A 25,488-nucleotide genomic window follows, 5' to 3' on the forward strand; every position below is an offset into this window, starting at 1 on the left:
GGATAAAGCATGAAAATAGAAAAACTTCAAACTGATGTCTTAATCATTGGTGGTGGGACAGCAGGATGTTATGGAGCAATTACCATAGCTGAAAATTCTAATAAGAGCGTTATAGTTTTGGACAAGGCTAACATAAAGCGAAGTGGCTGCTTAGCAGCTGGTGTTAATGCACTTAATGCGTACATTGTAAAGGGAAGAAAGCCACAGGATTATGTTGATTATGCAAAACAAGATGCAGAAGAAATAGTTAGAGAAGACTTGCTTTTAACAATGTCAGAAAATCTAAATAAGGTTACTAAAAGACTTGAAGACTTTGGACTCGTAATATTAAAAGATGAAAATGGCGAATATGTAGCTAGAGGGAACAGAAATATAAAAATTAATGGTGAGAATATAAAACCATTATTAGCAAATGAAGTTACAAAACATTTAAATATTAATGTTTTAAATGGAGTAAATGCAATTGAGTATATAGTAGAAGACAATGAAATAGTAGGTGCTTATGCTGCATCAGTCCATGAAGATATATTTTATGTAATAGAAGCAAAGGCAGTGATTTGTGCAACAGGAGGAGCAGCTGGATTATACAAACCTAATAATCCTGGTTTCTCAAGACATAAAATGTGGTATAGTCCATTTAATACAGGTGCAGGTTTTGCTATGGGAATAAAAGCTGGAGCAGAAATGACAACTTTTGAAATGAGATTTATAGCTTTAAGGTGTAAGGATACTATATCGCCTACTGGAACTTTAGCTCAAGGAGTTGGAGCAGAACAGGTAAATGCTTTAGGCGAAGAATATCAATATAAATACGGAAATACTACAGCTCAAAGAGTATATGGAACAGTTAAAGAGACTTTAGAAGGAAGAGGGCCTTGTTATTTAAAAACTGAAGGAATAACAAAGAAACAAGATGAAGATTTAATGAAGGCATATCTTAACATGTCTCCAAGCCAAACTTTAAAATGGATTGAAAATGGCAAGGGACCAAGTGAAGATAATGTTGAGATAGAAGGTACTGAACCATATATTGTTGGAGGTCATACAGCAAGTGGATATTGGGTTGATACTGATAGAAGCACAACAATTAAAGGTCTTTATGCAGCAGGAGATGTAGCAGGAGGATGTCCACAAAAATATGTAACTGGAGCTTTAGTTGAAGGTGAAATAGCAGCGTTAGCAGCTTTAAATTATATAGATGGAAAAGAAAATAAAGAGATTAAAGAAGAAGTTATAAAAGATAAAGTTAATTATATTAATAAGTTCTTAAATAATGAAAAAGATTTATTTGGTATTGATGACTTAGAAGAAGCTATGCAAAAAGTAATGGATACTTATGCTGGTGGAATAGGAAGTCATTATCAATATAATGAGACGCAATTAAACTTAGCTGAAGAAAAAATAGAAAACCTTGAATCTTTAAGTGAAAATTTAAAAGCTGAAGATATGTATGAGTTGATGAAAGTCTTTGAATTAAAAGAGAGACTAACAGTTTGTAAAACTGTTATAGCTCACTTAAGAGCAAGAAAAGAAACTAGATGGCATAGCTTTGGAGAAAACCTAGATTATCCAGAAAAAGATGATGACAAATGGTTAAAGTATGTTAATTCTAAATTTGAAGATGGAAAAGTAAAAATAATCTTTAGAGATTTAATAAATGGTGGTGATAAATATGAGCATTAAAATTGATAAAAATCTCTGCGTAGGTTGTACAAAATGCAAAAATGTTTGTCCAGGAAATTTAATAACTATGGATGAAGATAATAAAGCAATCATCAAATACCCTAAAGATTGTTGGGGCTGTGCATCTTGTATAAAAGAATGTAAAGCTCTTGCTATAAAGTACTATTTAGGTGCTGACATGGGTGGAAAAGGAAGTCTGCTTTATGTAAAAGAAGATAAGGATATTATGTCTTGGATAATTGAAAAGAGTCATGGAGAGAAAAAAATAATAGAGGTTAATAAGAAAAACTCCAACGAATACTAGGAAGCAGTTTATAGGTATGGTTGAAAAGCCTAGGGCTTTTTGGAAAGGAGATATAAAAAAGTACGCAGCACAATTAGGAGTTTTTTACCTAAAATGCAGGTTAAAGCATTAAGCATAATAAATTTTAATAAAACAGGGGGATTACTAATGAGTGAATTATCACATCTTGACAAATTAGAAGCAGAAGCAATTTATATTATTAGAGAGGTAGCAGCAGAATGTGAAAAGCCAGTAATGTTATATTCTATTGGTAAAGATAGTTCTGTTATGCTACACCTTGCAATGAAAGCATTTTATCCTGAAAAGCCACCATTTCCTTTTATGCATATTGATACTACATGGAAGTTTAAAGAAATGATTGAATTTCGTGATAAGACAGCAGAAAAATTAGGAATTGAGATGATTGTCCATTCAAATGAAGATGGTATAAAGCAAAGAATTAATCCTTTTGACCATGGATCAGCTTATACTGATATCATGAAGACACAGGCTTTAAAACAAGGTTTAAGTAAATATGGTTTTACAGCAGCCTTTGGTGGTGGCCGTCGTGATGAAGAAAAATCTCGTGCGAAGGAAAGAATTTTCTCTTTTAGAAATGAAGCACAAGCCTGGGATCCTAAAAATCAGAGACCAGAAATGTGGAAACTTTATAATACTAAAATTAATAAAGGTGAAAGTATGAGAGTATTTCCAATTTCAAATTGGACTGAAAGCGATATTTGGCAATATATAAAGCGTGAAAATATTGATATAGTTCCTTTGTATTATGCAAAAGAAAGACCATGTATTGAACGTGATGGAAATATCATTATGGTTGATGATGATAGATTAAAGTTATTACCAGGCGAAAATGTAGAACACAAAAAGATAAGATTTAGAACCCTTGGTTGTTATCCATTAACAGGTGGTTTTGAATCAGATGCAGTTACTTTAGATGCAATAATTGAAGAAACCCTTAGTGCTGTATCATCTGAAAGAACGACTAGAGTTATCGATAATGAAGCAGCAGGCAGTATGGAAAGAAGAAAGAGAGAGGGGTATTTCTAAGATGAAGAGTTTATTAAAGTTTATAACATGTGGTAGCGTAGATGATGGTAAGTCTACTCTTATAGGACATATTTTATATGATTCAAAGCTTTTATATGCAGATCAGGAAAAAGCTTTAGAATTAGATAGTAAGGTTGGTAGCAGAGGTGGAGCAATAGATTATTCTCTATTATTAGATGGTTTAATGGCAGAACGTGAGCAGGGAATTACAATTGATGTTGCATATCGTTACTTTACAACTGATAATAGAAGCTTTATTGTAGCAGATACTCCAGGACATGAAGAATATACTAGAAACATGGCTGTTGGAGCATCTTTTGCAGAACTTTCTATAATATTGTTAGATGCAAAGCAAGGAGTATTAGTACAAACAAGAAGACATGCAAGAATATGCTCTTTAATGGGTGTAAAAAACTTTGTGTTTGCAGTAAACAAAATGGATTTAGTAGGATATAGCGAGGAAAGATTCTTAGAAATTGAAGCACAAATTAAAGGTTTAGAAGAAGAACTTTCTTTAGAGAATGTTTATATAATACCAGTATCAGCTACTGAAGGTGATAATGTTACAAAGAAATCAAAAAATACACCATGGTATGATGGTGATGCCCTTTTACCATATTTAGAAAATGTGGATATCAATACAAAGTCAGAAGAAGGCTTCTATATGCCAGTCCAAAGAGTGTGTAGACCTAATCATACTTTTAGAGGCTTCCAAGGAGAAATTGAAGCTGGAAGTATTTCGGTAGGCGATGAAATTATAACGCTTCCTAGTAATGAGAAGGCATTAGTAAAAAGCATTCATATTACAAACAAAGACTCACAAAGTGCAGGAAAAGGACAGGCTGTTACAATACAACTTAATAAGGAAGTAGATGTATCTAGAGGATGTGTGCTTACAAAAAACTCAAATATTAGAACTAGTAAGTCCTTTAGTACAAAAATTCTTTGGATGGATGATTCAGAATTAGCAGCAGGGAAAGAGTATTTTGTCAAAGTTGGAACAAAGATGTTAACTGGTGTTGTTACAGAGGTTAAATATAAAATAGATGTTAACACAGGAGAGCACTTGCCTACTAATGTTTTAACTAAAAACGAAATAGCAGCATGTAATATTTTACTTTCTGAAAAGATTGTAGTAGATAAATTTGATGCACATAAAACTTTAGGAGAGCTTATTTTAATAGATCGTATTACTAATATGACATCAGCGTGTGGTGTTATAGAAGGTATTAATAATAATGAGATTAAAAATGAAAAGTTTACTTTTGGATATAAAGAACTAAAAGCAAGAGGAGAGCTTTTTGAGGAATTTTATTATGAAGCGGAAACTTCGTCTATATTTAAATATAAAGCAGAAGAAAAAATTTATACTGTTGGTGATGAACTTCCTATAAAAGGTGATAGTTATGAATATCCTGAGAATTTTGATATATTAATTCTTCGTGATTGGATTGCAATTGAGGTTAGGAATAAAAAAATTACTAATATCAAGTCAATTAATAATTATGAATATCAGGAACTTCCAATAATTAATGGAAGAGGCTTTGGAGTAAATGCGTATTCTACTGAGGAAGTTGCAAGTTTCTTAGAAGAATACAAAAATAATAATGAAAATTCTCTAGGAACTTTTTTAAGAAAATGGACTAAGTTTGAAATTTACAGAAGAATTGCATTTCATAGTACAAATAGAGAAAAAACGGAAAAATCTAGAGACTATACAATTTAGAGATAAATAATTATAGAAATTACTATAAAAGTTTAAGCCATACTTATAAAGTATTTTATATGTATGGCTTTATTAATAAAACTTAATAAATATTCTTTTAAAATTAATATAATTAATTTAAGATGAATATTATTAATAAATTATTAAATTTTATTAAAAAACGGAATGTTTTACCAAAATTAGAAAAAATAATACTTTTAATATACTGATTTATATATTATAGTAATAATATAATATAATTAGGAGGGAAGAGGCTATGAAATCAACAGGAATTGTAAGAAAAGTTGATGAACTTGGAAGAGTTGTAATTCCAAAAGAAACAAGAGAATTACTTTCTATTGCTGTAGGTGATTCGTTAGAAATATTTAAAGATGAAAATACAGTAATATTAAGGAAATATGCTCCTGGATGTACTTTTTGCGGTAATATGAAAAGCATTACCCAATATAAAGGTGTATTTATCTGTGAAGAATGTATGGAGAACTTAAAATCAAATACATAAAATTGTATGGCATAATTTGATGATAAAAGGGCCTTGATACCGCATGTTCAATTGAATTTGCGGTATTTTGGTATTATGTAATTATATATAATAAGAAGAAGAGGTGTTTTTAATGAAAGTATTGCTTATTAATGGAAGCCCTAAGGATAAAGGTTGTACTTATACAGCTTTAAGTGAAATTGTAAAAGAATTAGAAGAGGAAAATATAGAAACTGAGATTTTTAATGTAGGAAATAAACCAATAAGAGGCTGTATAGGTTGTGGTGGATGCAGAGAAAGTAATAAGTGTGTATTTAATGATGATTGTGTAAATGAGATTATAGAAAAAGCCAAAGAATGTGATGGATTTATCTTTGGTTCACCTGTACATTATGCTGCTGCCTCTGGAGCAATAACCTCAGTATTAGATAGATTTTTCTATTCTTATGGTAAATTTCTTGCAAATAAGCCTGGCGCAGCAATTGTAAGCTGTCGCCGTGGTGGTTCTACAGCTGCATTTGAGCAATTAAATAAATATTTTACCATTTCAAATATGCCTATAGTATCATCTCAATATTGGAATATGGTTCATGGAAATACTCCTGAAGAAGTTAAGCAAGATTTAGAAGGAATGCAGACAATGAGAACTTTAGGAAAAAATATGGCCTGGCTATTAAAATGTATTAATGCTGGTAAGGAAGCTGGAATTGAGATTCCAGAAAGAGAAGCTAAAACATTTACTAATTTTATTCGTTAGTAAGGAAAAATTTAGTGATACAATAATTTAATCCATACTCATTCTTAGATATAGATTTAAAATGAGTATGGATTTTTAATTATAAAAAACTTGTAAATAAATTTTAATTAATTAATTAGTTGATTATATGTTAAGAGTTTAAAAGAAAGTTCTAATTTTAGTAATTTATTGGTACTATCAAAAGATATATCAAATAAATTTTGAATTTTATTTAAGCGATAAAAGAAGGTACTTCTATGTATATTTAGTTTGTGAGAAGTCTCATTTGCATTTCTATTATTTTCTATATAAGTCTTAAGAGTTTCATATAAGTCTGATTTATTCTCTTTATCAAAATCTATAAGCTTTCGAAGAAACGGATGAATTAAATTTTCTAAGCTTATCTTATACAAATCATTATTAGAATTGCTTGCCATGTAAAACATATAGTATTCAACGTAATCATCAAAGTAATATATATGTTTGCTGCTTTTCATGGATGAAGATAATTTCAAAGTATATATAGTTTGATAAAAGAAGTCTTTAATGAACTTTAAATTTTTAAAAACAAAACTGATTCCACACTTTAAGTTATTTAATTTTAAAAATTCTAGGAGACTATCTTCAGCAGTGATCACATATTCATTAGAATTACTTACTAGAATTATAATCATGTCTTTGTAATATGCAGCTATAGAATTTCCTAATATATTTTTTAATTGATTAATTAGTTGCTGTAATCCGAAATTATGTCTAAAATCGTTATATTTTTGTTTGAAAGGTATAGAGAGCATTAATAAATTTTCTTCTAAATTAAATTTACTAAATTGCAATCGCTTTTTGAAATATTCAAGGTTATCAATTTTATTTTCTAATAAATCTACTAAATAATATTCTTCAGCTAAGCCAGAGTTGCTTATAAATAAATTTTCTTTTTGAATTTGTATGGATAGAACCTTGGAGAGTATGTCCGTATATTCTAAATCACTCTCTTTCAATTTCCGAATGCTTTCTAAGACACCAATATAACCAATAGTTATATTATTGATTTTGACAGAGCAAAAAATCAAATTTTGTTCAGAATAATGAAAGAAAGAATTACTTGTATTATAAATTGTATCGATGCACTTAGATTTTTGCATAAGATTAATTGTATCAAATATAAGATAATTTTCTCCATTGTAAGTTTCAATGCTTGAATTTTCAGCTTCAGCATATTTAGAACGGGTAATAATTCTATAACTTGTATCTAAAAGAAAAATAGGATTTTGCAAAAAACTTTCGGCTTGATTTAGAATTTCATCTATGGTGTCTTGTGAAAATAAAGTATCATATAAATCTAACTTTTTCTTAGTTAAGTCATTTTTTTCATTCATAAGTATCTCCTAAATTATAATCATATTAGAAAAATGTCTAAGTTATATACAATTTAAAGTGCTTTTTTCAGACTTTTTTCTGATGTAGTCAATTTTCAATCATGTTAATATTATAACAAATGAATTAGTTTTGTAAGTCAAAAATAATTTATAAATTAAATATTGTAGAAAAATAATATAAAAAATTAATGTTACAAAAGGAGATTTAATTATGGCTTTTACTGTATTAGGAATCACTGCAGGAAGAAAGGATTCAAATTCTGAAATTTTACTTAAAGAAGCGTTACTTGCATGTCAGGAACAAGGTGCAGAAGTTAAGATGATAAACTTAAGAGATTATAATATTATAGAATGTTCAGGTTGTACAGTATGTACACATGGTATGACTAATGGAAAGAATGTTGGATGTACTTTAAGTAAAAAAGATGACAAAGAAGCTATTATGGAGGTTATGTTAAATGTAGATGCAATAATTGCATCAGCACCAACATATGATTTAATGCCAACAGCAACATTTTCTAAATTTATGCATAGAAATTTAGCATATGAATCAGCCTTTTTAGAATCTATTGGAGCTATAGAACATAAAGATAGAGTCGCTGGCTTAATTGCTGTAGGAGGTTCTACTCGTTCATGGCAGTCAATGGCCTTAGAAAGTATGCAAGCTACTTGTTTCACAAATGACTTTAATGTTGTAGATATGTATTTAGCAACAAGAGTACCAGCTCCAAAACAATGTTTACTACATGATGATATGCTTGAACGTGCTCATAAGATGGGTGAAAATATAATGAAATCATTAAATACACCAGTAGCAGAAAGAAAATGGCTTGGTGATGAAGGTATGGGATGGTGTCCACATTGTCATTCAAATGCGTTGATTTTAGGAGAACCACAATGGGATGGATTATTGTTCCCAGTTGAATGCCAAGTATGTGGTGCAGGCGGTAATTTAGAAAAGACAGAAGGAGGTAAGTGGAAGTTTGTAATTCAAGAAGATGGATTGAGTCGTGATCGTACAGATACTAAAGGTAGACAAGAACATGTAAAAGAAATTATGCATACACAAGGTGGTTTCTATACAGAAGAAAATTTAGCCACTGTTAAAGAAAAATTTATTAAATATAAAGATTTGAAATTCCCAACTATATAATAAAGTTTATTTTATTTAGAATTAAACCAACTACGTTTGGACTGCTTAATGCTAGCTTGGCATTAAGCAGTTCATTTTACGTTCAATTTTAACTTTTAAAGAGTTGGATAATTTATATTATTTACTGTTTGTAATACTGTTTTCCATAACAAGTTCCATTAACTTTTCAAAAACATCACTTTCTATTTTACTAAAGCCTTCGAGCAGAAAATTATGCCACCTATCTTGGATTTCTATAATCTTAGGATAGATTTTTATAGCTTTTTCTGTAGGAAAAACATTAAATGCACGCCTGTCGAATGAATTAATTTTTTTTGTTATATATCCTTCTGCTTCTAGTTGGCCTAAGAATTTTGTAACTGTACTTTTATCTATAATTAATTTATTGGACAATTCATCTTGTGTCTGTCCTGGAGTTTCGCAGATACAAACTATATATATGAATTGACCGCTTTTTAATTCAAGTTTTTCAAGATTCTCCTTATAAAATATCTGAGTACGACGATGGGCTACAGATATAAATTTTGATAAATTATTCATAAAAAAGCTCCCTTTAATAAAGTTTCAAATGCAACATTGATTTTATAAAAAAAAACTATAAATGTCAATGAAAATACCATAAATACCAGCAAATAATTCTTGTTTCTTGACAAATATGTAGAAGTAGTCTACAATAATAGTTGCATAAGAAACTATTATTGATCGTAAATATATCTGTTTATTCTTAATTGTTACTTATCAAGATAATTTTATTCGAGAAAGATTTTTCGAAATAACAATTTTCAAGATAGTGTCTAGTATCATACGTAACTCATCTTTTCCACGAATATTTAGAATTACTAATTTTTTTTATGAAATTTAAAGTTATATATGTTCTAATTATCAATGTTCTCATTATTAATTAATGATAATATTTTTTGCGATTTCTTAAATTGAGATTCAGAAGTAATAATATGTAAAAGGTGCATGTGGTAACATTTATAGGTATGTTTTATCTATAATTATTTTTGTTCGAAATTTATATACATTTATATACATATATGGATATAAAATGAAAAATATTTGCTGAGATAGTAAAATTTGAGGTTAAAATATATTTAATAATGCGCACTGAAATGATTTATTAGAGATTGCAACATTAATGATATGTGTATGGTATAAGTAGATAAAGTCTATAATATTAGTTTTAGTTATTATAAGTAAGTACAAGAAAATTGAATAAAAAGTGTATCTAATTGTAAAGAATAAAGATAAATTGTAATGCTACCAATTATATAAGTTGAGGAGTGAAAATTATGTTTAAAGTTGATGAATACATAATGTGTGCTAGAAATGGTGTATGTAGAGTTATTGATATAGTAGTTCCGGATATAAAAAGAGATAATAACTCAAGTGAATACTATAAATTGCAGCCGGTATATGATAATAAGAGTATCGTATATATTCCAGTTAATAGTGATAAGATTATAATGAGGGAACTAATATCAAAAGAAAAAGCTAAGGATTTAATAAATAATATTAATTTAATAGAGGATTTATCTTTTGCTGACGATAAGGTTCGTGAACAAAAATACAAAGAGATAATACATACATATAAATGTAAAGAATTAATTAAGATAGTTAAAACCTTGTATTCAAAGAAAAAGAAAAGTTCTGTGGAAAAAAGTAGAAATACTACTATTGATAATAAATATTTAAAAGTAGCAGAGGACTACTTGTTAGGAGAACTTTCAATTTCACTTGATATATCTAAAGAAGAAGTTGAAAATTATATAGTTGAATCTATGAAAAGATATGCATAAATTTTAGTATAAAATATTAACACGTTGATTGATAGAATTGAGGTTCTTGAATCAACGTATTTTTTTGTATTTAGGAATGTGATGAAATTGGATAAGTGGTATAAATTTTAACTATAATATAGTATAATAATTGCTAGGCAATAATAGAAAATTATATGAATAATATTTTTATATGTTTTAAATTAAAATTTATAATAGATAAGGAACAGAAGAAATGGCAAATGAATTAGAAAAATATTACAATAAGTTTTGTGAGGATAAAAGATTAACGAGAAAGTATGCACAAGTTGAGTTTTTAACATCCATGAAGTATATTCATGAATTTTTAGGAAATAATACTGGTGCTAAAATTTTAGATGTTGGTGCAGGAACAGGTAGATATTCTATTCAATTAGCAAATGAAGGCTATGATGTTACAGCAATTGAACTTGTTAAACACAATTTGGGTATTTTAAAGTCAAAAGGAAGTTCAGTTAAAGCAATGCAAGGAACTGCTTTGGATTTATCAAGATTTTCGGATAATTCTTTTGATATGACTCTGGTATTTGGACCGATGTATCATTTATATAAATTCGAAGATAAAGTAAAAGCACTAGAAGAAGCAAAAAGAGTAACTAAGGCTGGTGGAATTATTTTAGTAGCTTATTGCATGAATGAATATAGCGTAATTACTTATGGCTTTAAAGAAAATAATATTCGCGCAAGTATTGATAATGGCAAGCTTAGTAAGGACTTTCATGTAATATCTGAACCAGAAGATTTATATGAATATGTGAGAATTGAAGATATAAATAAGTTAAATGAAGAAGTAAAATTAAATAGGATCAAATTAATTGCAGCAGATGGTCCAGCAAATTATATGAGACCTGTTTTAAATTCAATGGATGAAGAAACATTTAAACTGTTTATGGATTACCATTTGTCTACTTGTGAAAGACCAGACTTAATTGGAGCAAGTGCACATACATTAGATATTTTAAGAAAAGAATAAATATATACATATAATAACTGCCAACGTTGAAAATATAAATCCTTGTTGGCAGCTATTGATATATGTAATATAAATATCTAATGATTAGAATCATTAAATTTCATCAATATATTCTAATCATCTAATGAATGGTAAATTGGTATCATATTTTCATAAGTGCAATAAGAATTAAAACCTAATTGTTTTAATTCATTTTTTGTAGCTTCAATATAAGCCCCTAAATGTTCTTTTTTATGTGTATCAGAACCAATGGTTAAGATTTTTCCACCAAGGTTTTTATACAATCTTAAAATATCTTTTGATGGTGTTAGATCATTTAAATCATAACGGTGTGATGAAGTATTGATTTCAATACCTTTTCCGTCAGAAATGACAATTTTAAGAATATCTGTAATGATAGTTTTAACTTTTTCAAAAGGATATTCACTGATTTCATCATATCTCTTAATCATATCTAAATGACCTAAGACGCTGTAATTTTTATAATGTTTAACCAGATGTAATATTTCTTGATAATAAAGTTCATTATATTCTTTTTGGGATTTCTCACTTTGAAAAGCTTGGTTCCAGAATTCTTTATCATCAACTTGATGGCAAGAAAGTATTATAAAGTCAAAGTTGTATTGATTAAACAATTTTTGGAACTTACCAATTGTATGCTTTTGCATACCAAACTCCATTCCTATTTTAATATTAATTTGGTCTTTATATTTTTCTTGAAGAGATTTTATTTCTTTATAGAACTTTGTATAATCAACATTGGCAATAGGGCGTTCTCCATCGTATTGAATTTTTTCGGGTTTATCCCAGTCTGATTTGACCACATAATCTACATGGTCAGTAATACATATTTCATTTAAACCAATGTCTATAGAATCGTTAACTAAATCTTCCATAATATAGGAAGAATCATCACTATAGTTAGTATGAAGATGATAATCACATAACATAAAATATACCTCCTAGGTTAACTCATATTCTTTTAATTTAACTTAAATTGTAGGTTTATTAATAAAATATCTTATTCTAGCTAATAAAACAACTATTAGTAATTATAATTTCACAATAAGTTATTTTTAAATTATAGAATGAAAAAACAAGATGTTTTATAAAAAAACAAATTTTAAATACTAAGCTTCTGTCACAAAATACTCAAAAGACCACAAATAGAAAGTCGATTATGGTATATTAAGGGTGAGAAACGAAATTAGAATCAAAAAATAATGACTTAATTTACTTTAATTAAGAACAAATATAAATGGAGGTTTTTAATATGTTACATAAGAATTTAAAAAGTTTTCCAAAGGATTTTTTATGGGGAGCTTCAACATCAGCTTATCAAGTTGAAGGAGCTAACTTAATTGATGGTAAAGGACCATCTTGTCAAGATATAAAAAAGGTACCTGAAGGAACTTCAGAATTAGATGTTTGTGCAGATCAATACCATCGTTATAAAGAAGACGTTGCTTTAATGGCAGAAATGGGCTTTAAGGTATATCGTTTTTCTATCTCTTGGTCTAGATTAATTCCAGAAGGAACTGGCGCAGTTAATCCAAAAGGAATAGAATATTATAATAATTTAATAGATGAATGTTTAAAACACGATATTATTCCATTAGTTACAATGTTCCATTTTGATATGCCAGCTGCTTTAGATAAACGTGGAGGTTGGTCTAAAAGAGAATCAATTGATTGGTTTGTAAATTTTGCAAAAGTAATGTATGAAAACTTTGGAGATAGAGTTAAATATTGGCTAACTATTAATGAGCAAAATGTATTGACTTTAATGGGAGATGTTATTGGTACAACAATGATACCAGAAGGATGTACAAATATAAGAAAAGAATTATATCAACAAAATCACCATATGCTAGTTGCTCAAGCAAAGGCTATGGCTTTATGTCACGAAATGATCCCAGATGCTAAAATTGGTCCAGCTCCAAATATAGCATTAGTTTATCCAGCAAGCTGTAAACCTGAAGATAATTTAGCAGCTCAAAATTTAAATGCAATTCGTAATTGGTTATACTTAGATATGGCTGTATATGGTAAGTACAATAATTTGGTTTGGTCATTCTTAGAAGAAATTGATGCTGTTCCAGAAATTCAAGAAGGTGATATGGAAATTCTTGCGTCTGGAAAACCAGATTTTATTGGATTCAATTATTACAGTACAGCTACGGTTGAAGGTTATAATATGGAAAAAGATGCAGCAGGTAAAAAAGATCAACAAAGAGGTATGGATGAACCAGGTGTATGTAAGAGCTTCAAAAATCCTAATTTACAAACAACGCAATTTGGATGGGAAATTGATCCTGAAGGTTTTAGAGCTACTGCAAGAGAAATTTATTCAAGATATAGATTACCTTTAATAGTAACTGAAAATGGTTTAGGAGCTTATGATAAATTAGAAGAAGATGGTTCAATTCATGATCCATATCGTATTGAATATTTAAGAAAGCATGTTGAACAACTTCGTTTATCAATTACAGATGGAGTAGATATGATGGGATATTGTCCTTGGTCTGCAATTGATTTAGTTTCAACTCATGAAGGTGTTGTTAAGCGTTATGGATTTATCTATGTAGATAGAGATGAATTTGATATGAAGACTTTAGATCGTTATCGTAAAGATTCTTTCTATTGGTACAAGAAAGTTATTTCTACTAATGGTGAAGATTTAAGTGAATAATAAGTAATATAAAAGAGATTATAACCACTAATCAGTTTAAATTTGATTAGTGGTTTTTTGACTAAACCTCAAAATTTGTTGTATTGTTAATATAGATATACAATGCAAGAATTAGACTTATGGAACAATTGCCGAAATCAGATACATTTATCTTCCACAGGACTAATGAAATTTTCGCTGGAAGGTTCTAAGTGGAAGGTTGCACCCATTTCTGCATGTTCCTAAAGTAAATTTATGACAAGCAGAAAATGAAACAACCTTCAACTAATAACCATCATCAGCTCAATTTCACATGCCTGATTCCAGAAAAATGTATCTAATTTCTAGTGTAGTGTTACGATTATAATTTCTCAATGATGCATGTATATTCCATTTATAAATTTGATTATTAATTTAGATATCTATATAATGAATGAATTAAATATTATATTGAATTTATTTAACAAAGTCTAAATAAATGATAATAATTGAAAAGAGAGGAGGAGCATAAACTTATCTTTAATTTATATATAAATTCTAATTAAGAGTATAGTATACAATTCAATTCAAAAAATCTTGAATGGATTTCGCTGTTAGCTGATAATTGAACATTAACAATTGCAATATATATGGATAAGTTTATGAAACGCATATGGAACGTGGAATTTTAGTAACAGGTGGTGCTCATGGTATTGGAAAACAAACATGTATAGATTTTTTAGAAGCAGGCGATAAAGTTTGTTTTATTGATTTTAACAAAGACTTAGGTGAAGAATTTTCTAAGAAATATGAAAATTTATATTTCTATCATGGAAATGTTTCTAAATCAGATAATTTAAAAGGCTTTGTTGAATTTGCAAAAGAAAAACTAGGTAGGATAGATGTACTTGTTAACAATGCTTGTAAAGGAAATAAAGGAATTTTATCAGATTTAGATTATGATGGTTTTGATTATGTTTTATCAGTAGGGTTAAAAGCACCTTATGAGCTTAGCCGTCTATGTAAAGAAGAACTTATAAAAAATAAGGGGAGAATTATAAATATTGCATCTTCAAGAGCCTTTCAATCAGAACCTGACAGCGAGGCTTACGCTAGCACAAAAGGCGGAATTGTAGCATTAACCCATGCTTTAGCTATGTCTTTAGGTCCTGATGTGTTGGTAAATTGTATAGCGCCAGGATGGATTGATGTTGATGAGAGTGAAAGTTTTAGTAAAGAGGATATTGCAGCATTGCCAGCTGGTAAAGTTGGGACTCCTAAAGATATATCTAGCATGATTCTGTTCCTTTGTAAGCATGATTTTATTACGGGAGAAACTTTTGTTATAGATGGTGGTATGAGTAAAAGAATGATCTATCATAATGATTGGAATTGGAAATATAGTATTGATGATAAGTAATGTAGTATAGATTTTTTATGATATTGCCACTGTTATTGGTAAATCGAAATAAATGAAGAGCTTAAACGGATATAGTAAGAAAATTACTTGATAAGTTTAAAAAAAATTTTATAGCCATAAGAGGAGTATAACTATGAAATTTGGAGAGTTAAATAGTTCTATATTTGATTCCTTGTATGATGGGGTTCTTATTGCAGACAAAGATAATAATGTTGTATATGTAAATCCAGCATATACGAGAATAACTAAAGTAGAAGCAAAGGATATAATAGGAAGAAAAATTGGAGATGTTAGAATAGGAAGTAGATTGCCAGAGGTAATTAAAAGTGGTGAAAAACTTTTGGGGATTAAAAGAAGTGTTAACAATGTAGAGTATTTTGTTAATATGGTTCCTGTATTTGAAAATGGAGAAGTTGTTGCAGGAATATCCATTTTAAATGAGATAAATGATATTTATAAACTAATGGAGGAATTAAATAATTCCAAGCGGATTATTAAGGATTTAAAGAAAAAGATAAAAGCAAATGATAAGGCAAAATATACTTTTGATAGTATAATTGGAGAAGATACCAAAACAGAAGAATTGAAGAAGTTTGGAAAGAAAATAGCAAAAAAGAAGGTAAACATACTTATCACAGGAGAAAGTGGTACAGGAAAGGAGCTATTAGCTCAAGCAATACATAATGGAAGTGATAGAAGAGATGAACCATTTATAGCTATAAATTGTGCAACATTTGAAGCAAATTTTCTAGAAAGTGAGCTTTTTGGATATGAGGAAGGCGCTTTTACAGGAGCTAAAAAAGGTGGAAAAATGGGGCTTTTTCAAAAAGCAGAAGGTGGAACTATTTTTTTAGATGAGATTTCAGAAATGGATTATAATCTTCAAGCAAGGCTGCTTAGAGTGTTGCAGGAAAATATTATAAGGCCAATTGGAGCTATTAATGAAATATCTATAGATGTTAGAATTATTGCAGCAACTAACAGAAACTTAGAAAATATGATAATTAACAAAGAATTCAGAGCAGATTTATATTATATAATAGCAGTTTTTACAATAGATACAATCCCTTTAAGAGAGAGAAAGGGTGACATTGAACCGTTAATAAATTATTTTTTGGGAGAATCAGAACAGAAATTTAATAAGAAAGTTAAACTTTCAGAAGAAGCCTTTAATGTTTTGTATAATTATAAATGGGAAGGAAATGTTAGAGAATTAAAAAACATAATTGAGTTTGGCGTTATGATGACGGATGAAGCTTTAATAAGAGTTGAACATTTACCTAAAAAGCTTCAAATAGAAGGTATAAAAGAAAGTGTTATAAATGTAAGACTATTAAAAGATGCGGTCAGAGAATTTGAAGAAAAGGAAATTAATAAAGTTATTGATATTTATGGTAACACATTAGAAGGAAAGAAAAAGGCTGCGGAAGCATTAGGAATATCTCTTGCTTCCTTATATAATAAAATGCAAAATCTCCGTTAGAGGAGAACAAAAGGTTACGCCTTTCTTAGTTTACAATTTACAGTGTACAATTTACAGTTTAGGTAAGAAATGCAAGGCATTTCTCTTAATTATTTATTTCATCCTTCATTGTAAATTCCTATATTTTTTTAATTCGAAAAGTTATCCCAAGATTTTGCTTGATTATTTGCCTAAAGAATAAAAAAGTGAGTCATTATCTTATATAAAGTTATAGGGTAATGGTTTACTTTTTTTATTAATAATTTTTAGAAGAATACTAATTCTAAAAATTTAGAAATTATATATTGGAATTCTAATTTATTAGAATAGAGCTATAATTAAGATTCTGTAGACATTTAAATTGTTGTTATATAAGTATTTATAAATAAAATTCTAAAATTTTAGAATTTTATGTTTTAATATTTAGGATTTTATATTTTTATTAGATTTTATGAATTAGCATTATAACAAGAATTAAAGACTAAATAATAAAATAATTATAAGTTGGCATAATAATTGCTTTAAATAAAAGTGAAGAATTAAATAAAGGAGATAATATAAATGAAAAGCATTAGAATTGGTGGCGGAGCTGGATATGGAGGAGATAGGATTGAGCCTGCAGTTGATTTAATTAAGTATGGAAAGCTTGATTATATTATATTTGAATGTCTAGCAGAAAGAACTATTGCACTTGGACAATTGCAAAAGCTTTCTGATAATAAGAAAGGTTATAATGAACTTTTGGAATATAGAATGGAAAAAGTATTACCATTAATAAAAGAAAAAAATATAAAAGTTATAACTAATATGGGAAGTGCAAATCCAATCTCAGCAATGAAGGTAATAAAAGAAATGGCTAAGGACATGAAGATTAGTGGCATAAAAATAGCAGCAGTTTTAGGAGATGATATTAGTGATAATATTGAGAAATATATAGAAAATCAAGTTATTGAAACAGGTGAAAAGTTAAAATCAATTTCAAACATTATATCAGCAAATGCATATATAGGCTGCAAAGGCATAGTTGAGGCTTTAGAAAATGGAGCCGATATTGTAGTTACAGGAAGAGTTGCAGACCCATCCTTAGTACTTGGACCATTAGTATATGAGTTTAAGTGGAGATTTGATGATTATGACTTATTAGGAAAAGGAACTTTAGCAGGACATCTTTTAGAATGTGCAGCTCAAGTAATGGGAGGGTATTTTGTTGATCCACCTTATAAGGAAATAAAAGATCTTTGGAATTTAGGCTTTCCAATTGGAGAGATAAATGAAGAAGGACATATAGTTATTTCAAAATTAGAACAAGCTGGTGGACAAGTTACAGTAGATACTTGTAAGGAACAAATTTTATATGAGATTCAAGATCCAGAAGAGTATTTTACTCCAGATGTAATTGCAGATTTCTCTAAAGTTAGAGTTAAAGAAATAGGAAGAGATGAAATTTTAGTTGAAGGTGCAAGTGGAAAAGCAGCAACAGAATTATATAAAACCAGTGTTGGCTATAAAGATTGCTACATTGGTGAGGGTGAAATAAGTTATGGCGGTACAGGAGCTTATGAAAGAGCAAAAATAGCAGGAGAAATAATAAAAAAGAGATTGGAATATGTAAAGCTCCCTATTGAAGAATTAAAAATAGATTATATTGGTGTAAATTCATTATATGACTCTAGTTTAAAAGAAAAAGCTTCTTATGATGAAGTAAGACTTAGAGTTGCAGCCAGAACATTAACTAAAAAGGATGCAATAGTTATAGGAAATGAAGTAGAAGCACTTTACACAAATGGGCCAGCTGGTGGTGGTGGTGCAAGAAAATATGTAAGAGAAGTAGTTTCAATTGTATCAATTCTAATTCCAGCAGAGGATATAAAAATATCTGTTCAGTATGAGGAGGTATAAAAATGAAATTAAGAAAAATTGCACATTCAAGAACTGGAGATAAGGGAGATATTTCAGTTATTTCAGTTATTGTATATGATGAAAAAAATTATAAAAAAATTAAAGAAGAAGTTACTGTAGAAAAGGTAAAGAAACAATTTGTGAATATTGTAAAAGGTAAAATAACTAGATATGAAATAGAAAGTCTTGGAGCTTTGAACTTTGTAATGGAAAATGCTTTAGGAGGAGGAGTTACGCGTTCTTTAGCAATAGATCCGCATGGAAAGTCATTGAGTTCATTATTATTAGAAATAGAATTAAGTGATTAAATAAAATTTTGAATAATTAATAACAGTTATTATAGCTAATATATAATATTTTGATTTTATTTGAGCTTGCTATAATATTGGAGGAAATAATATGAATTTAATTATTAATGCAGATGACTTTGGTTTAACATTAGGTGTATCTAAAGGAATAATTACGGGAATGAAAGAAGGAATAATAACAGATACCTCAGCAATGGTTAATTCAAAAGATTTTGACACAAGTGTCTTGTTAGCTAAGGAAGCTGGAATAGAAACAATGGGAGTTCATTTAAATATTACAGCCCTTAGACCTGTAAGTAAAATAGAGGAAGTAAAGAGTATAGTAGATTCCAATGGATTCTTTTACAAAAATCCTAATATTATTCCAACACCATACAATTACATAGAAATAGAAAATGAACTTAAGGAACAAATTAAAAAGTTTTTAAAAACAGGTCTTGGGCTTGATCATTTAGATGTTCATCATGGATTCAATACAATAGATAAAAAAATATTTAAAATTATACTCGATTTAGCTGAAAAATATAAAATACCTTTAAGAAGAAATACAGATAAGTTTGAAAATACAAAAGAAAAGACAGTAATAATGACTCAATATTTCAATAAGGAATTTTATAATGAGAATGCTAATGAAGATGGACTAAAAGATATATTAAATAAGTATAAAGATAGTAAATCTACCTTGGAAATAATGACACATCCGGGATTTGTAGATGAAGATTTAAAAAATATATCAAGCTATAATATAAACCGTAAAAAGGAATTAGAGGTATTAACTAGTGATGAAATAAAAGAATTTTTAATAAACAATGATATAAAATTAATTAGTTACAAGCTGTTAAGTAAATTATAAAAGTTATGAAATTATACTAAAGCATGGGGGAATATAAATGGAAAACAATAATTTTATGAAGAAATTTAATGATATTCTGGAAAGTAAATTGATGCCTATTGGAGATAAAATTAGTAGGCAAAGGCATTTAAAAGCTGTTAGAGATGGTATGATGAGTGTAGTTCCTTTAACTATTATAGGTGGATTATTTATGATAATTGCAGCACCACCTGTAAACAAAGATGTCTTTGCATGGAGCCCTAAGGTTCAAGGGATTCTTTTGTTACCGTATACAATGACGATGGCAATAATGGCTTTCTTTGCTACAATAGCTATAGCATATAGCTTAGCAAAACAATATGAATTAGAAGAAATAAGTGCAAGCGTTATAGCTGGGGTTATATTTTTATTGATTTGTGCACCCGCACAAAGTATCATACCTAAGGGCATGGAAGTACCTCAATCTATGTTGTCAGTTACTTATTTGGATGCTAAGGGATTATTTAGTGGAATAATTATTGCACTTGTTGTTGTTGAGATAATAAGATTTTTGAAGAAGAGAAAAATTACTATAAAAATGCCAGATGGTGTTCCACCGGCTGTAGCTGCATCTTTTGATTCGATAATACCATTATTAGTTTGTATTGTTATATTTTATTCTATAAGTGTGTTTTGTCAGTTAACATTTAATCTTTCGTTTCCACAAGTAATAAATAAATTATTAACACCTGCACTTAATGCAGCAGATACGCTTCCTTTTATATTGATTTGTGTGTTGTTAATGAAATTGTTTTGGCTTTTAGGAGTACATGGTGGTAGTATTATGATGAGCTTGCTTACTCCGATTATGACGGCTAATCTTATGACAAATGCAGCATTATCCACTGGTGGACAAAATCCAACACAAATATTTACAAGTATATTTATATATTGCTTTGCAATAACAAATATACCTCCATCAGTTTTGGCATTAAAAAGTAAGAGTGCTCATTTAAAAGCAATTGGAAAAGTAAGTTTACTCCCAGCAATTTTTAATATAGGTGAACCTTTAGTATTTGGATTACCATTTGTATTGAATCCAATATTGGCAATTCCATTTATCATTATCCCAATGATAAATATATCTATAGCATATTTTGCAGTTAAACTTGGTTTTATTGCTAAAGCTGTTGTAGAGCCACCATTTACTACTCCTGGACCTATTTATGCATTTTTGGGAACTTTAGATTATAAAGCAATTATATTATGGTGCGTTTTAACTACAATTGCTTTTGTAATATATTATCCTTTCTTTAAAATTTATGATAAAGAATTATTAAAACAAGAAGCAGAACAAATGGAAAACTAATAAATTAAGAAGATGCACTGTTTAATTATTATATCAAACAGTGCATTAAAATATAGGAGTATAAAAGTATTATAGAAGGGAGACGGGCATATCGATGGATTCTATTAAAACTTCTTTCTCAAAGGAAAGGATATCTATAAAACCAGAAACAATTATGGCCGGATATGGAGGTCGAATTTCAAAAGGAATTAATGACGATTTATATGTAAGGACTATTTTATTTAAGAGTGAAGAGGAACTTTTTATATTAATACAATTGGATCTTTTAGCAATTGATTATTATCTTAGTGATTTAATCAAAGGGAGTTTAAAAGAGCAATTTAATATTAAATACGAAAATGTAAATATTAGCTGTATTCATACACATTCAGCTATAGGTGGGATTGTTAATACAAAAGAGGCTATTAACAAAAGATATCAAAAAACATTTGGAGATTTTGATAAATATATAGCTGAAGAAATAATTCATAAGATAATGCTATGTGTTGAAAGATGTATAAGCTCCACTGAAAATTTCACTATTTCATATGGCAAAGATGTAGTAGAAGGTATATGTACAGACAGAAATAATATGGAAAATGAAATAGATAATTTGTTGCAGGTTTTACATATAAAAACTGAGAGTAACAAGCAGGCTGTTATATACAATTTTGCCTGTCACCCAACGATTTTAGAAAAAAGTAATGAGCTTATTTCAGCAGATTTTCCAGGAGAAACTTCAAAGTTTTTAGAAGCAAATAATATAGTTTTAGCAATGTTCAACAATGGTGCTTGTGGAAATATAAGTACAAGATTTACTAAAAGGGAGTCTTCATTCAATGAAGTAAAACGAATAGGCAGAGAGCTTGGAGAAAATATATTGAATATTGCTAATAAATATGAAGAAAACAACTTGAAGTTTTCAAATATAAAACAAACCCATAAAAATCTTTTTCTTAATATAAAAGAGACAAGGACTAAAGAAAATATAGAAAATGAAATTCTTGTAATTAAAGATAAAATTCAAAATGCTTTAGATAATAATTTGGATAAGAATACAATTAAGCCATTGTATTATGAACTTGAAGGAGCTAAAAGAAATTTAGAATTAGCAGAGAGCTTAAAGGATATAAAGACAATTGAAGTAAGAATAAATATAATTAATTTTGATAATATATATATTGTCTATATTCCTGGAGAATTATTTTCATCACTTGGAGATAAGATTAAAGGAGCTTTTAAGGATAAAACAATCTTAATCACATGCTATAGTAACGGATATATAGGTTATATACCTGATCAGAGAGCCTATGAAAATGGATGTTTTGAGGTTATGCTGACTGTATTAGCAAAGGGAGAAGGAGAAAAACTTGCTTTAGATATTATAAAGCAAATACAATGAATGGAAATGGCGTATTTTGGTAGATTTGAAATTTAAAAAGAATTAATTAGAATTTGGTGAAGTTTAAGTATTAACCAAATTCTAATTTTATATCTATAATAGGAATTATTTCTTCTTTATAAAATTACTATAATACAGCTTTAATTTCTATAAAACGAACTTCATGAGGCTCTAATTCTGCTGTTATTGTTAAAATGTTATTTTCAGCAGTTTCTATCCTTTTTTGAATCCTTGGAAGAGATGCAAATTTCAAATAATCAATATCTTCAAGATGCTCTAAAGGAAGACCTCCTAATTCAAGCCACTTGTCAAAAGAACTTCCATATGACTTATTTACAATAGTTTCAGTTATCTGATATTTCTTTTCAAAAAGTTTTTTTAATGGTAGAATTATTTTTAATGAATTTTGTTTTGAAAATGGTGTATATCTATTAGCAAAAGTAAGATCAAATATTTCACCAGATGCATATAGTTTTGAAAAATGCTCATAATTATATAGCATTATTTGAATATTATTTCCATCTGTTGTTATAAAGAACCCATCTCCTTTTTTTATCAATTTATCACCAAGTTTACTAAGCATTTGAAAAATGTAATAGTGAGATTTTTTAATTCTGTTATATGTAAAAAAGCCTTGACCTCCATGATATAATTGATCACTTATTTTTACTTCTTCGGTAAAGTCAGATACCTGCCAATAGCCAAAACTTTCAAGGCTATCATAGTTTTCTAATATATTTTTAGCAATATATGCTGATTTATACACCGTATCATTTAGTAATTCATTATGAGAAATTGAGGAATTCCAGCCAATTAGATATAATTTATCTGTGTTCCAATTGTTAGCTTTTATTCTATTTTTAACACGATTAATATTTTCTTTTAGAGCATTTTCAGATTCTATATATACAAGACGTCTTCTCATTTCTGCATGAACTTTCTGTGAAAGAGTAGTTGGATCTTCTCCAGATAAATTTATTGGATAAAAATGCATGTTTATAAAATCAGGTAAACAATTATTTAATTTACAATAATCCATAAAAGTATCTATCCAATCGTTCGAACCTGCTATAGTATCTGAAAATACTGGAGAACTTCCAAAGCTAATAAGTGGACTTATTTTCTTCACAGTATTGTAGGTTTCTTTATAGAATTCAAAGAAATCATTCTTATTTTCGAATCCAAACATTTTTGTTAGATCTGGTTCATTCCAAAGAAAAAATGGCCAAGACTCAACTTCCTTTCTTCCATAGCGAGATATAAAATGTTTAATTAAGATTTCAATGGAATAATTCCACTTATCCATACTTTTTGGAAGACTTATTACAGATGGAATAAGAAACATTGTACGATTAGAATCCAAAGCAAGTTCTTTGGGCATAAAAGAAAGTTCCATAAAAGGCTTTATATTAATTGAAAGTAAAAAATCAATGACTAAATCAATATAAGTAAAACACAGTTCAGGAGCTCCTGCTTTATTTTCTGAATAAAACATCATTTCGTCATCTAATAAGCCATGAAAGCGTATATATTTAAAGCCTATATCTCTTTGCATTTCTGTTAGCATATGTTGATTTTCAGAAATTAATATATTTTTTGCTTTTCCAATACCTATTAAAGTTTTAAAAGTATGTCTTAATGGAATGCCTTTTACAGAGGTATCTATTGCTTCTATTTCATATATCTCAGTGTTAGATTTATTTATTTCAGCTGAAATATTACTTTTAGGAAGATAATTTACTAAACGATTAAATGAGGTATTGTGATTTAAAGCAAAGTAATTAATACTTTCTGTCATATTTCTTTTTTGCCTAATATAATTAGTCTCTTCTTTTTTACGATACTTACTCGGAAGATAATTATACTTATTTTTAAAGGCAGCTACAAATGAACGTGTATTAGAAAAACCATTTCTTTCGGAAACATATTCAATTTTTGAATTAGGATTAGCCAAATCTTTTACAGCATGAGAAAGTCTAATTTCTGTTAAATAATCACTAAAACTAAGGCCAATATATTCTTTGAAAATTTTCGAAATATAAGGGGTTGATAAGAAAAAGGTTTCGCCTAAACTATTCAAAGAAATTTTTTCTCTATAATGTTCATTTATGTAGTTTACTATATTTTTTATTCTTTCAATGTTTTTGTTTGTATCTTTATAATTAGAATTGTATTCCCCCTTAAAATAAGTGGTTAATAAGTATAATAATTTATAAATATAAGATTTATTTAAAAGATCTATGCTATCTACTGGATTAATATTATTTTTTATAATTAATGCAATAAGCTTTTTTAATGGTGTAAATTTTGTTTTATCTGTTTCTATAGAAGAATTACAATTAAATCGCTTTTGAGAATAATGAGAAATCTCAGGATCTAATGCAGAAAAATCAATTTTTAAAGATAAAACTTCACATTTATTACCAGATACAGAGTGAACATCAAACATATTTATGAGAATAATATCATCTTCACGCAAATTATATTGAGTATTACGACAATAAACTTGAGCATTACCAGATAATACATATAGTAGTTCGATACTTTGATGCCAATACCTTTCTAAGTTTTCAATAGCAAGAACAGAAAATTGCAAAGGAGAAGATGTATTAAAATTTACTAGTTCATGATTTATATTCATAAAACCTCCTTGAGACAGTTAAGAATTAAGAATTATGAGTTAAGAGTTTAAGGTTAATTTGTTAACAATATAATATTAAATAAATTCTTAATACAAATATAATACCATTTAGTAGTAATAAATTCACTCAAAAAATATTTAAACTGTAGAATTTTAATATTTTTACTGTAAAAATTTAATATTTATAAAAAAGAAGTTTATTTTATAAAACAAAATGAATATAAAATTGTAGTTAATAAATTATGATA

Annotated in this window: 21 protein-coding genes; 17 read left to right on the forward strand and 4 right to left on the reverse strand. The window is 28.3% G+C overall.

What is annotated here, in order from left to right; genetic code table 11:
* Positions 1–9 precede the first annotated feature (9 nt).
* From CSPA_RS14470 to CSPA_RS14495, 6 genes are all read left to right on the forward strand, one after another.
* Positions 10–1,683, forward strand: coding sequence for an adenylyl-sulfate reductase subunit alpha (locus CSPA_RS14470; RefSeq protein WP_015393054.1), 1,674 nt, complete (start codon positions 10–12; stop codon positions 1,681–1,683).
* A complete protein-coding gene (locus CSPA_RS14475) occupies positions 1,673–1,987 on the forward strand; it encodes a 4Fe-4S dicluster domain-containing protein (protein ID WP_015393055.1) in 315 nt (104 codons plus the stop codon). The genes CSPA_RS14470 and CSPA_RS14475 overlap by 11 nt, the downstream gene beginning before the upstream one ends.
* 147 nt (positions 1,988–2,134) lie before the next feature.
* A complete protein-coding gene (gene cysD / locus CSPA_RS14480; protein WP_017810604.1) occupies positions 2,135–3,034 on the forward strand; it encodes a sulfate adenylyltransferase subunit CysD in 900 nt (299 codons plus the stop codon).
* A 1-nt stretch (position 3,035) separates the two neighbouring features.
* Positions 3,036–4,760, forward strand: coding sequence for a sulfate adenylyltransferase subunit 1 (locus CSPA_RS14485; protein ID WP_015393057.1), 1,725 nt, complete (start codon positions 3,036–3,038; stop codon positions 4,758–4,760).
* A gap of 256 nt (positions 4,761–5,016) precedes the next feature.
* On the forward strand, positions 5,017–5,262 hold the full coding sequence (locus CSPA_RS14490) for an AbrB/MazE/SpoVT family DNA-binding domain-containing protein (RefSeq protein WP_015393058.1): 246 nt from the start codon (positions 5,017–5,019) through the stop codon (positions 5,260–5,262).
* A 112-nt stretch (positions 5,263–5,374) separates the two neighbouring features.
* Positions 5,375–5,998 carry a flavodoxin family protein gene (locus CSPA_RS14495; protein WP_015393059.1) on the forward strand — a complete coding sequence of 208 codons (624 nt, stop codon included), beginning with the start codon at positions 5,375–5,377 and terminating at the stop codon, positions 5,996–5,998.
* A gap of 107 nt (positions 5,999–6,105) precedes the next feature.
* On the opposite strand, the gene CSPA_RS14500 is transcribed toward CSPA_RS14495, so the two are convergent.
* The gene (locus CSPA_RS14500; protein ID WP_015393060.1) at positions 6,106–7,353 is read right to left on the reverse strand and encodes a PucR family transcriptional regulator; all 1,248 of its coding nucleotides are present in this window, start codon (positions 7,351–7,353) and stop codon (positions 6,106–6,108) included.
* A 211-nt stretch (positions 7,354–7,564) separates the two neighbouring features.
* On the opposite strand from CSPA_RS14500, the gene CSPA_RS14505 reads away from it, so the two are divergent.
* Positions 7,565–8,506: a flavodoxin family protein gene (locus CSPA_RS14505; protein ID WP_015393061.1), complete on the forward strand. Its 942-nt coding sequence runs from the start codon at positions 7,565–7,567 to the stop codon at positions 8,504–8,506.
* A 117-nt stretch (positions 8,507–8,623) separates the two neighbouring features.
* On the opposite strand, the gene CSPA_RS14510 is transcribed toward CSPA_RS14505, so the two are convergent.
* The gene (locus CSPA_RS14510) at positions 8,624–9,046 is read right to left on the reverse strand and encodes a MarR family winged helix-turn-helix transcriptional regulator (RefSeq protein WP_015393062.1); all 423 of its coding nucleotides are present in this window, start codon (positions 9,044–9,046) and stop codon (positions 8,624–8,626) included.
* 755 nt (positions 9,047–9,801) lie between these two features.
* Here CSPA_RS14510 and CSPA_RS14515 point away from each other — a divergent pair.
* Both CSPA_RS14515 and CSPA_RS14520 read left to right on the forward strand, forming a co-directional pair.
* Positions 9,802–10,308: a CarD family transcriptional regulator gene (locus CSPA_RS14515; protein WP_015393063.1), complete on the forward strand. Its 507-nt coding sequence runs from the start codon at positions 9,802–9,804 to the stop codon at positions 10,306–10,308.
* A gap of 214 nt (positions 10,309–10,522) precedes the next feature.
* Positions 10,523–11,299, forward strand: coding sequence for a class I SAM-dependent methyltransferase (locus CSPA_RS14520; RefSeq protein ID WP_015393064.1), 777 nt, complete (start codon positions 10,523–10,525; stop codon positions 11,297–11,299).
* A 113-nt stretch (positions 11,300–11,412) separates the two neighbouring features.
* Here CSPA_RS14520 and CSPA_RS14525 read toward each other — a convergent pair whose 3' ends face one another.
* Positions 11,413–12,249 carry a histidinol-phosphatase HisJ family protein gene (locus CSPA_RS14525; protein WP_015393065.1) on the reverse strand — a complete coding sequence of 279 codons (837 nt, stop codon included), beginning with the start codon at positions 12,247–12,249 and terminating at the stop codon, positions 11,413–11,415.
* A 323-nt stretch (positions 12,250–12,572) separates the two neighbouring features.
* On the opposite strand from CSPA_RS14525, the gene CSPA_RS14530 reads away from it, so the two are divergent.
* From CSPA_RS14530 to CSPA_RS14565, 8 genes are all read left to right on the forward strand, one after another.
* Positions 12,573–13,991 (forward strand): glycoside hydrolase family 1 protein, encoded by a 1,419-nt coding sequence (locus CSPA_RS14530; RefSeq protein WP_015393066.1) that lies wholly within the window; start codon positions 12,573–12,575, stop codon positions 13,989–13,991.
* A gap of 631 nt (positions 13,992–14,622) precedes the next feature.
* Entirely contained in the window at positions 14,623–15,369 is a 747-nt protein-coding gene (locus CSPA_RS14535) for an SDR family oxidoreductase (RefSeq protein WP_015393067.1), read from the forward strand.
* Between the two features lie 133 nt (positions 15,370–15,502).
* Positions 15,503–16,852: a sigma-54 interaction domain-containing protein gene (locus CSPA_RS14540; protein WP_015393068.1), complete on the forward strand. Its 1,350-nt coding sequence runs from the start codon at positions 15,503–15,505 to the stop codon at positions 16,850–16,852.
* Between the two features lie 540 nt (positions 16,853–17,392).
* The gene (locus CSPA_RS14545; protein ID WP_015393069.1) at positions 17,393–18,730 is read left to right on the forward strand and encodes an acyclic terpene utilization AtuA family protein; all 1,338 of its coding nucleotides are present in this window, start codon (positions 17,393–17,395) and stop codon (positions 18,728–18,730) included.
* Positions 18,731–18,732: 2 nt separating this feature from the next.
* A complete protein-coding gene (locus CSPA_RS14550) occupies positions 18,733–19,038 on the forward strand; it encodes an AtuA-related protein (protein ID WP_015393070.1) in 306 nt (101 codons plus the stop codon).
* Between the two features lie 91 nt (positions 19,039–19,129).
* On the forward strand, positions 19,130–19,891 hold the full coding sequence (locus CSPA_RS14555) for a carbohydrate deacetylase (protein ID WP_015393071.1): 762 nt from the start codon (positions 19,130–19,132) through the stop codon (positions 19,889–19,891).
* Between the two features lie 37 nt (positions 19,892–19,928).
* Entirely contained in the window at positions 19,929–21,218 is a 1,290-nt protein-coding gene (locus tag CSPA_RS14560) for a PTS sugar transporter subunit IIC (protein WP_015393072.1), read from the forward strand.
* A 94-nt stretch (positions 21,219–21,312) separates the two neighbouring features.
* Positions 21,313–22,599, forward strand: a complete 1,287-nt coding sequence (locus CSPA_RS14565; RefSeq protein WP_015393073.1) for a neutral/alkaline non-lysosomal ceramidase N-terminal domain-containing protein — start codon at positions 21,313–21,315, stop codon at positions 22,597–22,599.
* A gap of 127 nt (positions 22,600–22,726) precedes the next feature.
* Here the strand turns inward: CSPA_RS14565 and CSPA_RS14570 are convergent, their stop codons facing one another.
* Positions 22,727–25,240: a GH39 family glycosyl hydrolase gene (locus CSPA_RS14570; protein WP_015393074.1), complete on the reverse strand. Its 2,514-nt coding sequence runs from the start codon at positions 25,238–25,240 to the stop codon at positions 22,727–22,729.
* Positions 25,241–25,488 lie beyond the last annotated feature (248 nt).

The organism is Clostridium saccharoperbutylacetonicum N1-4(HMT), assembly GCF_000340885.1.
Taxonomy (GTDB): Bacteria; Bacillota; Clostridia; order Clostridiales; family Clostridiaceae; genus Clostridium; species Clostridium saccharoperbutylacetonicum.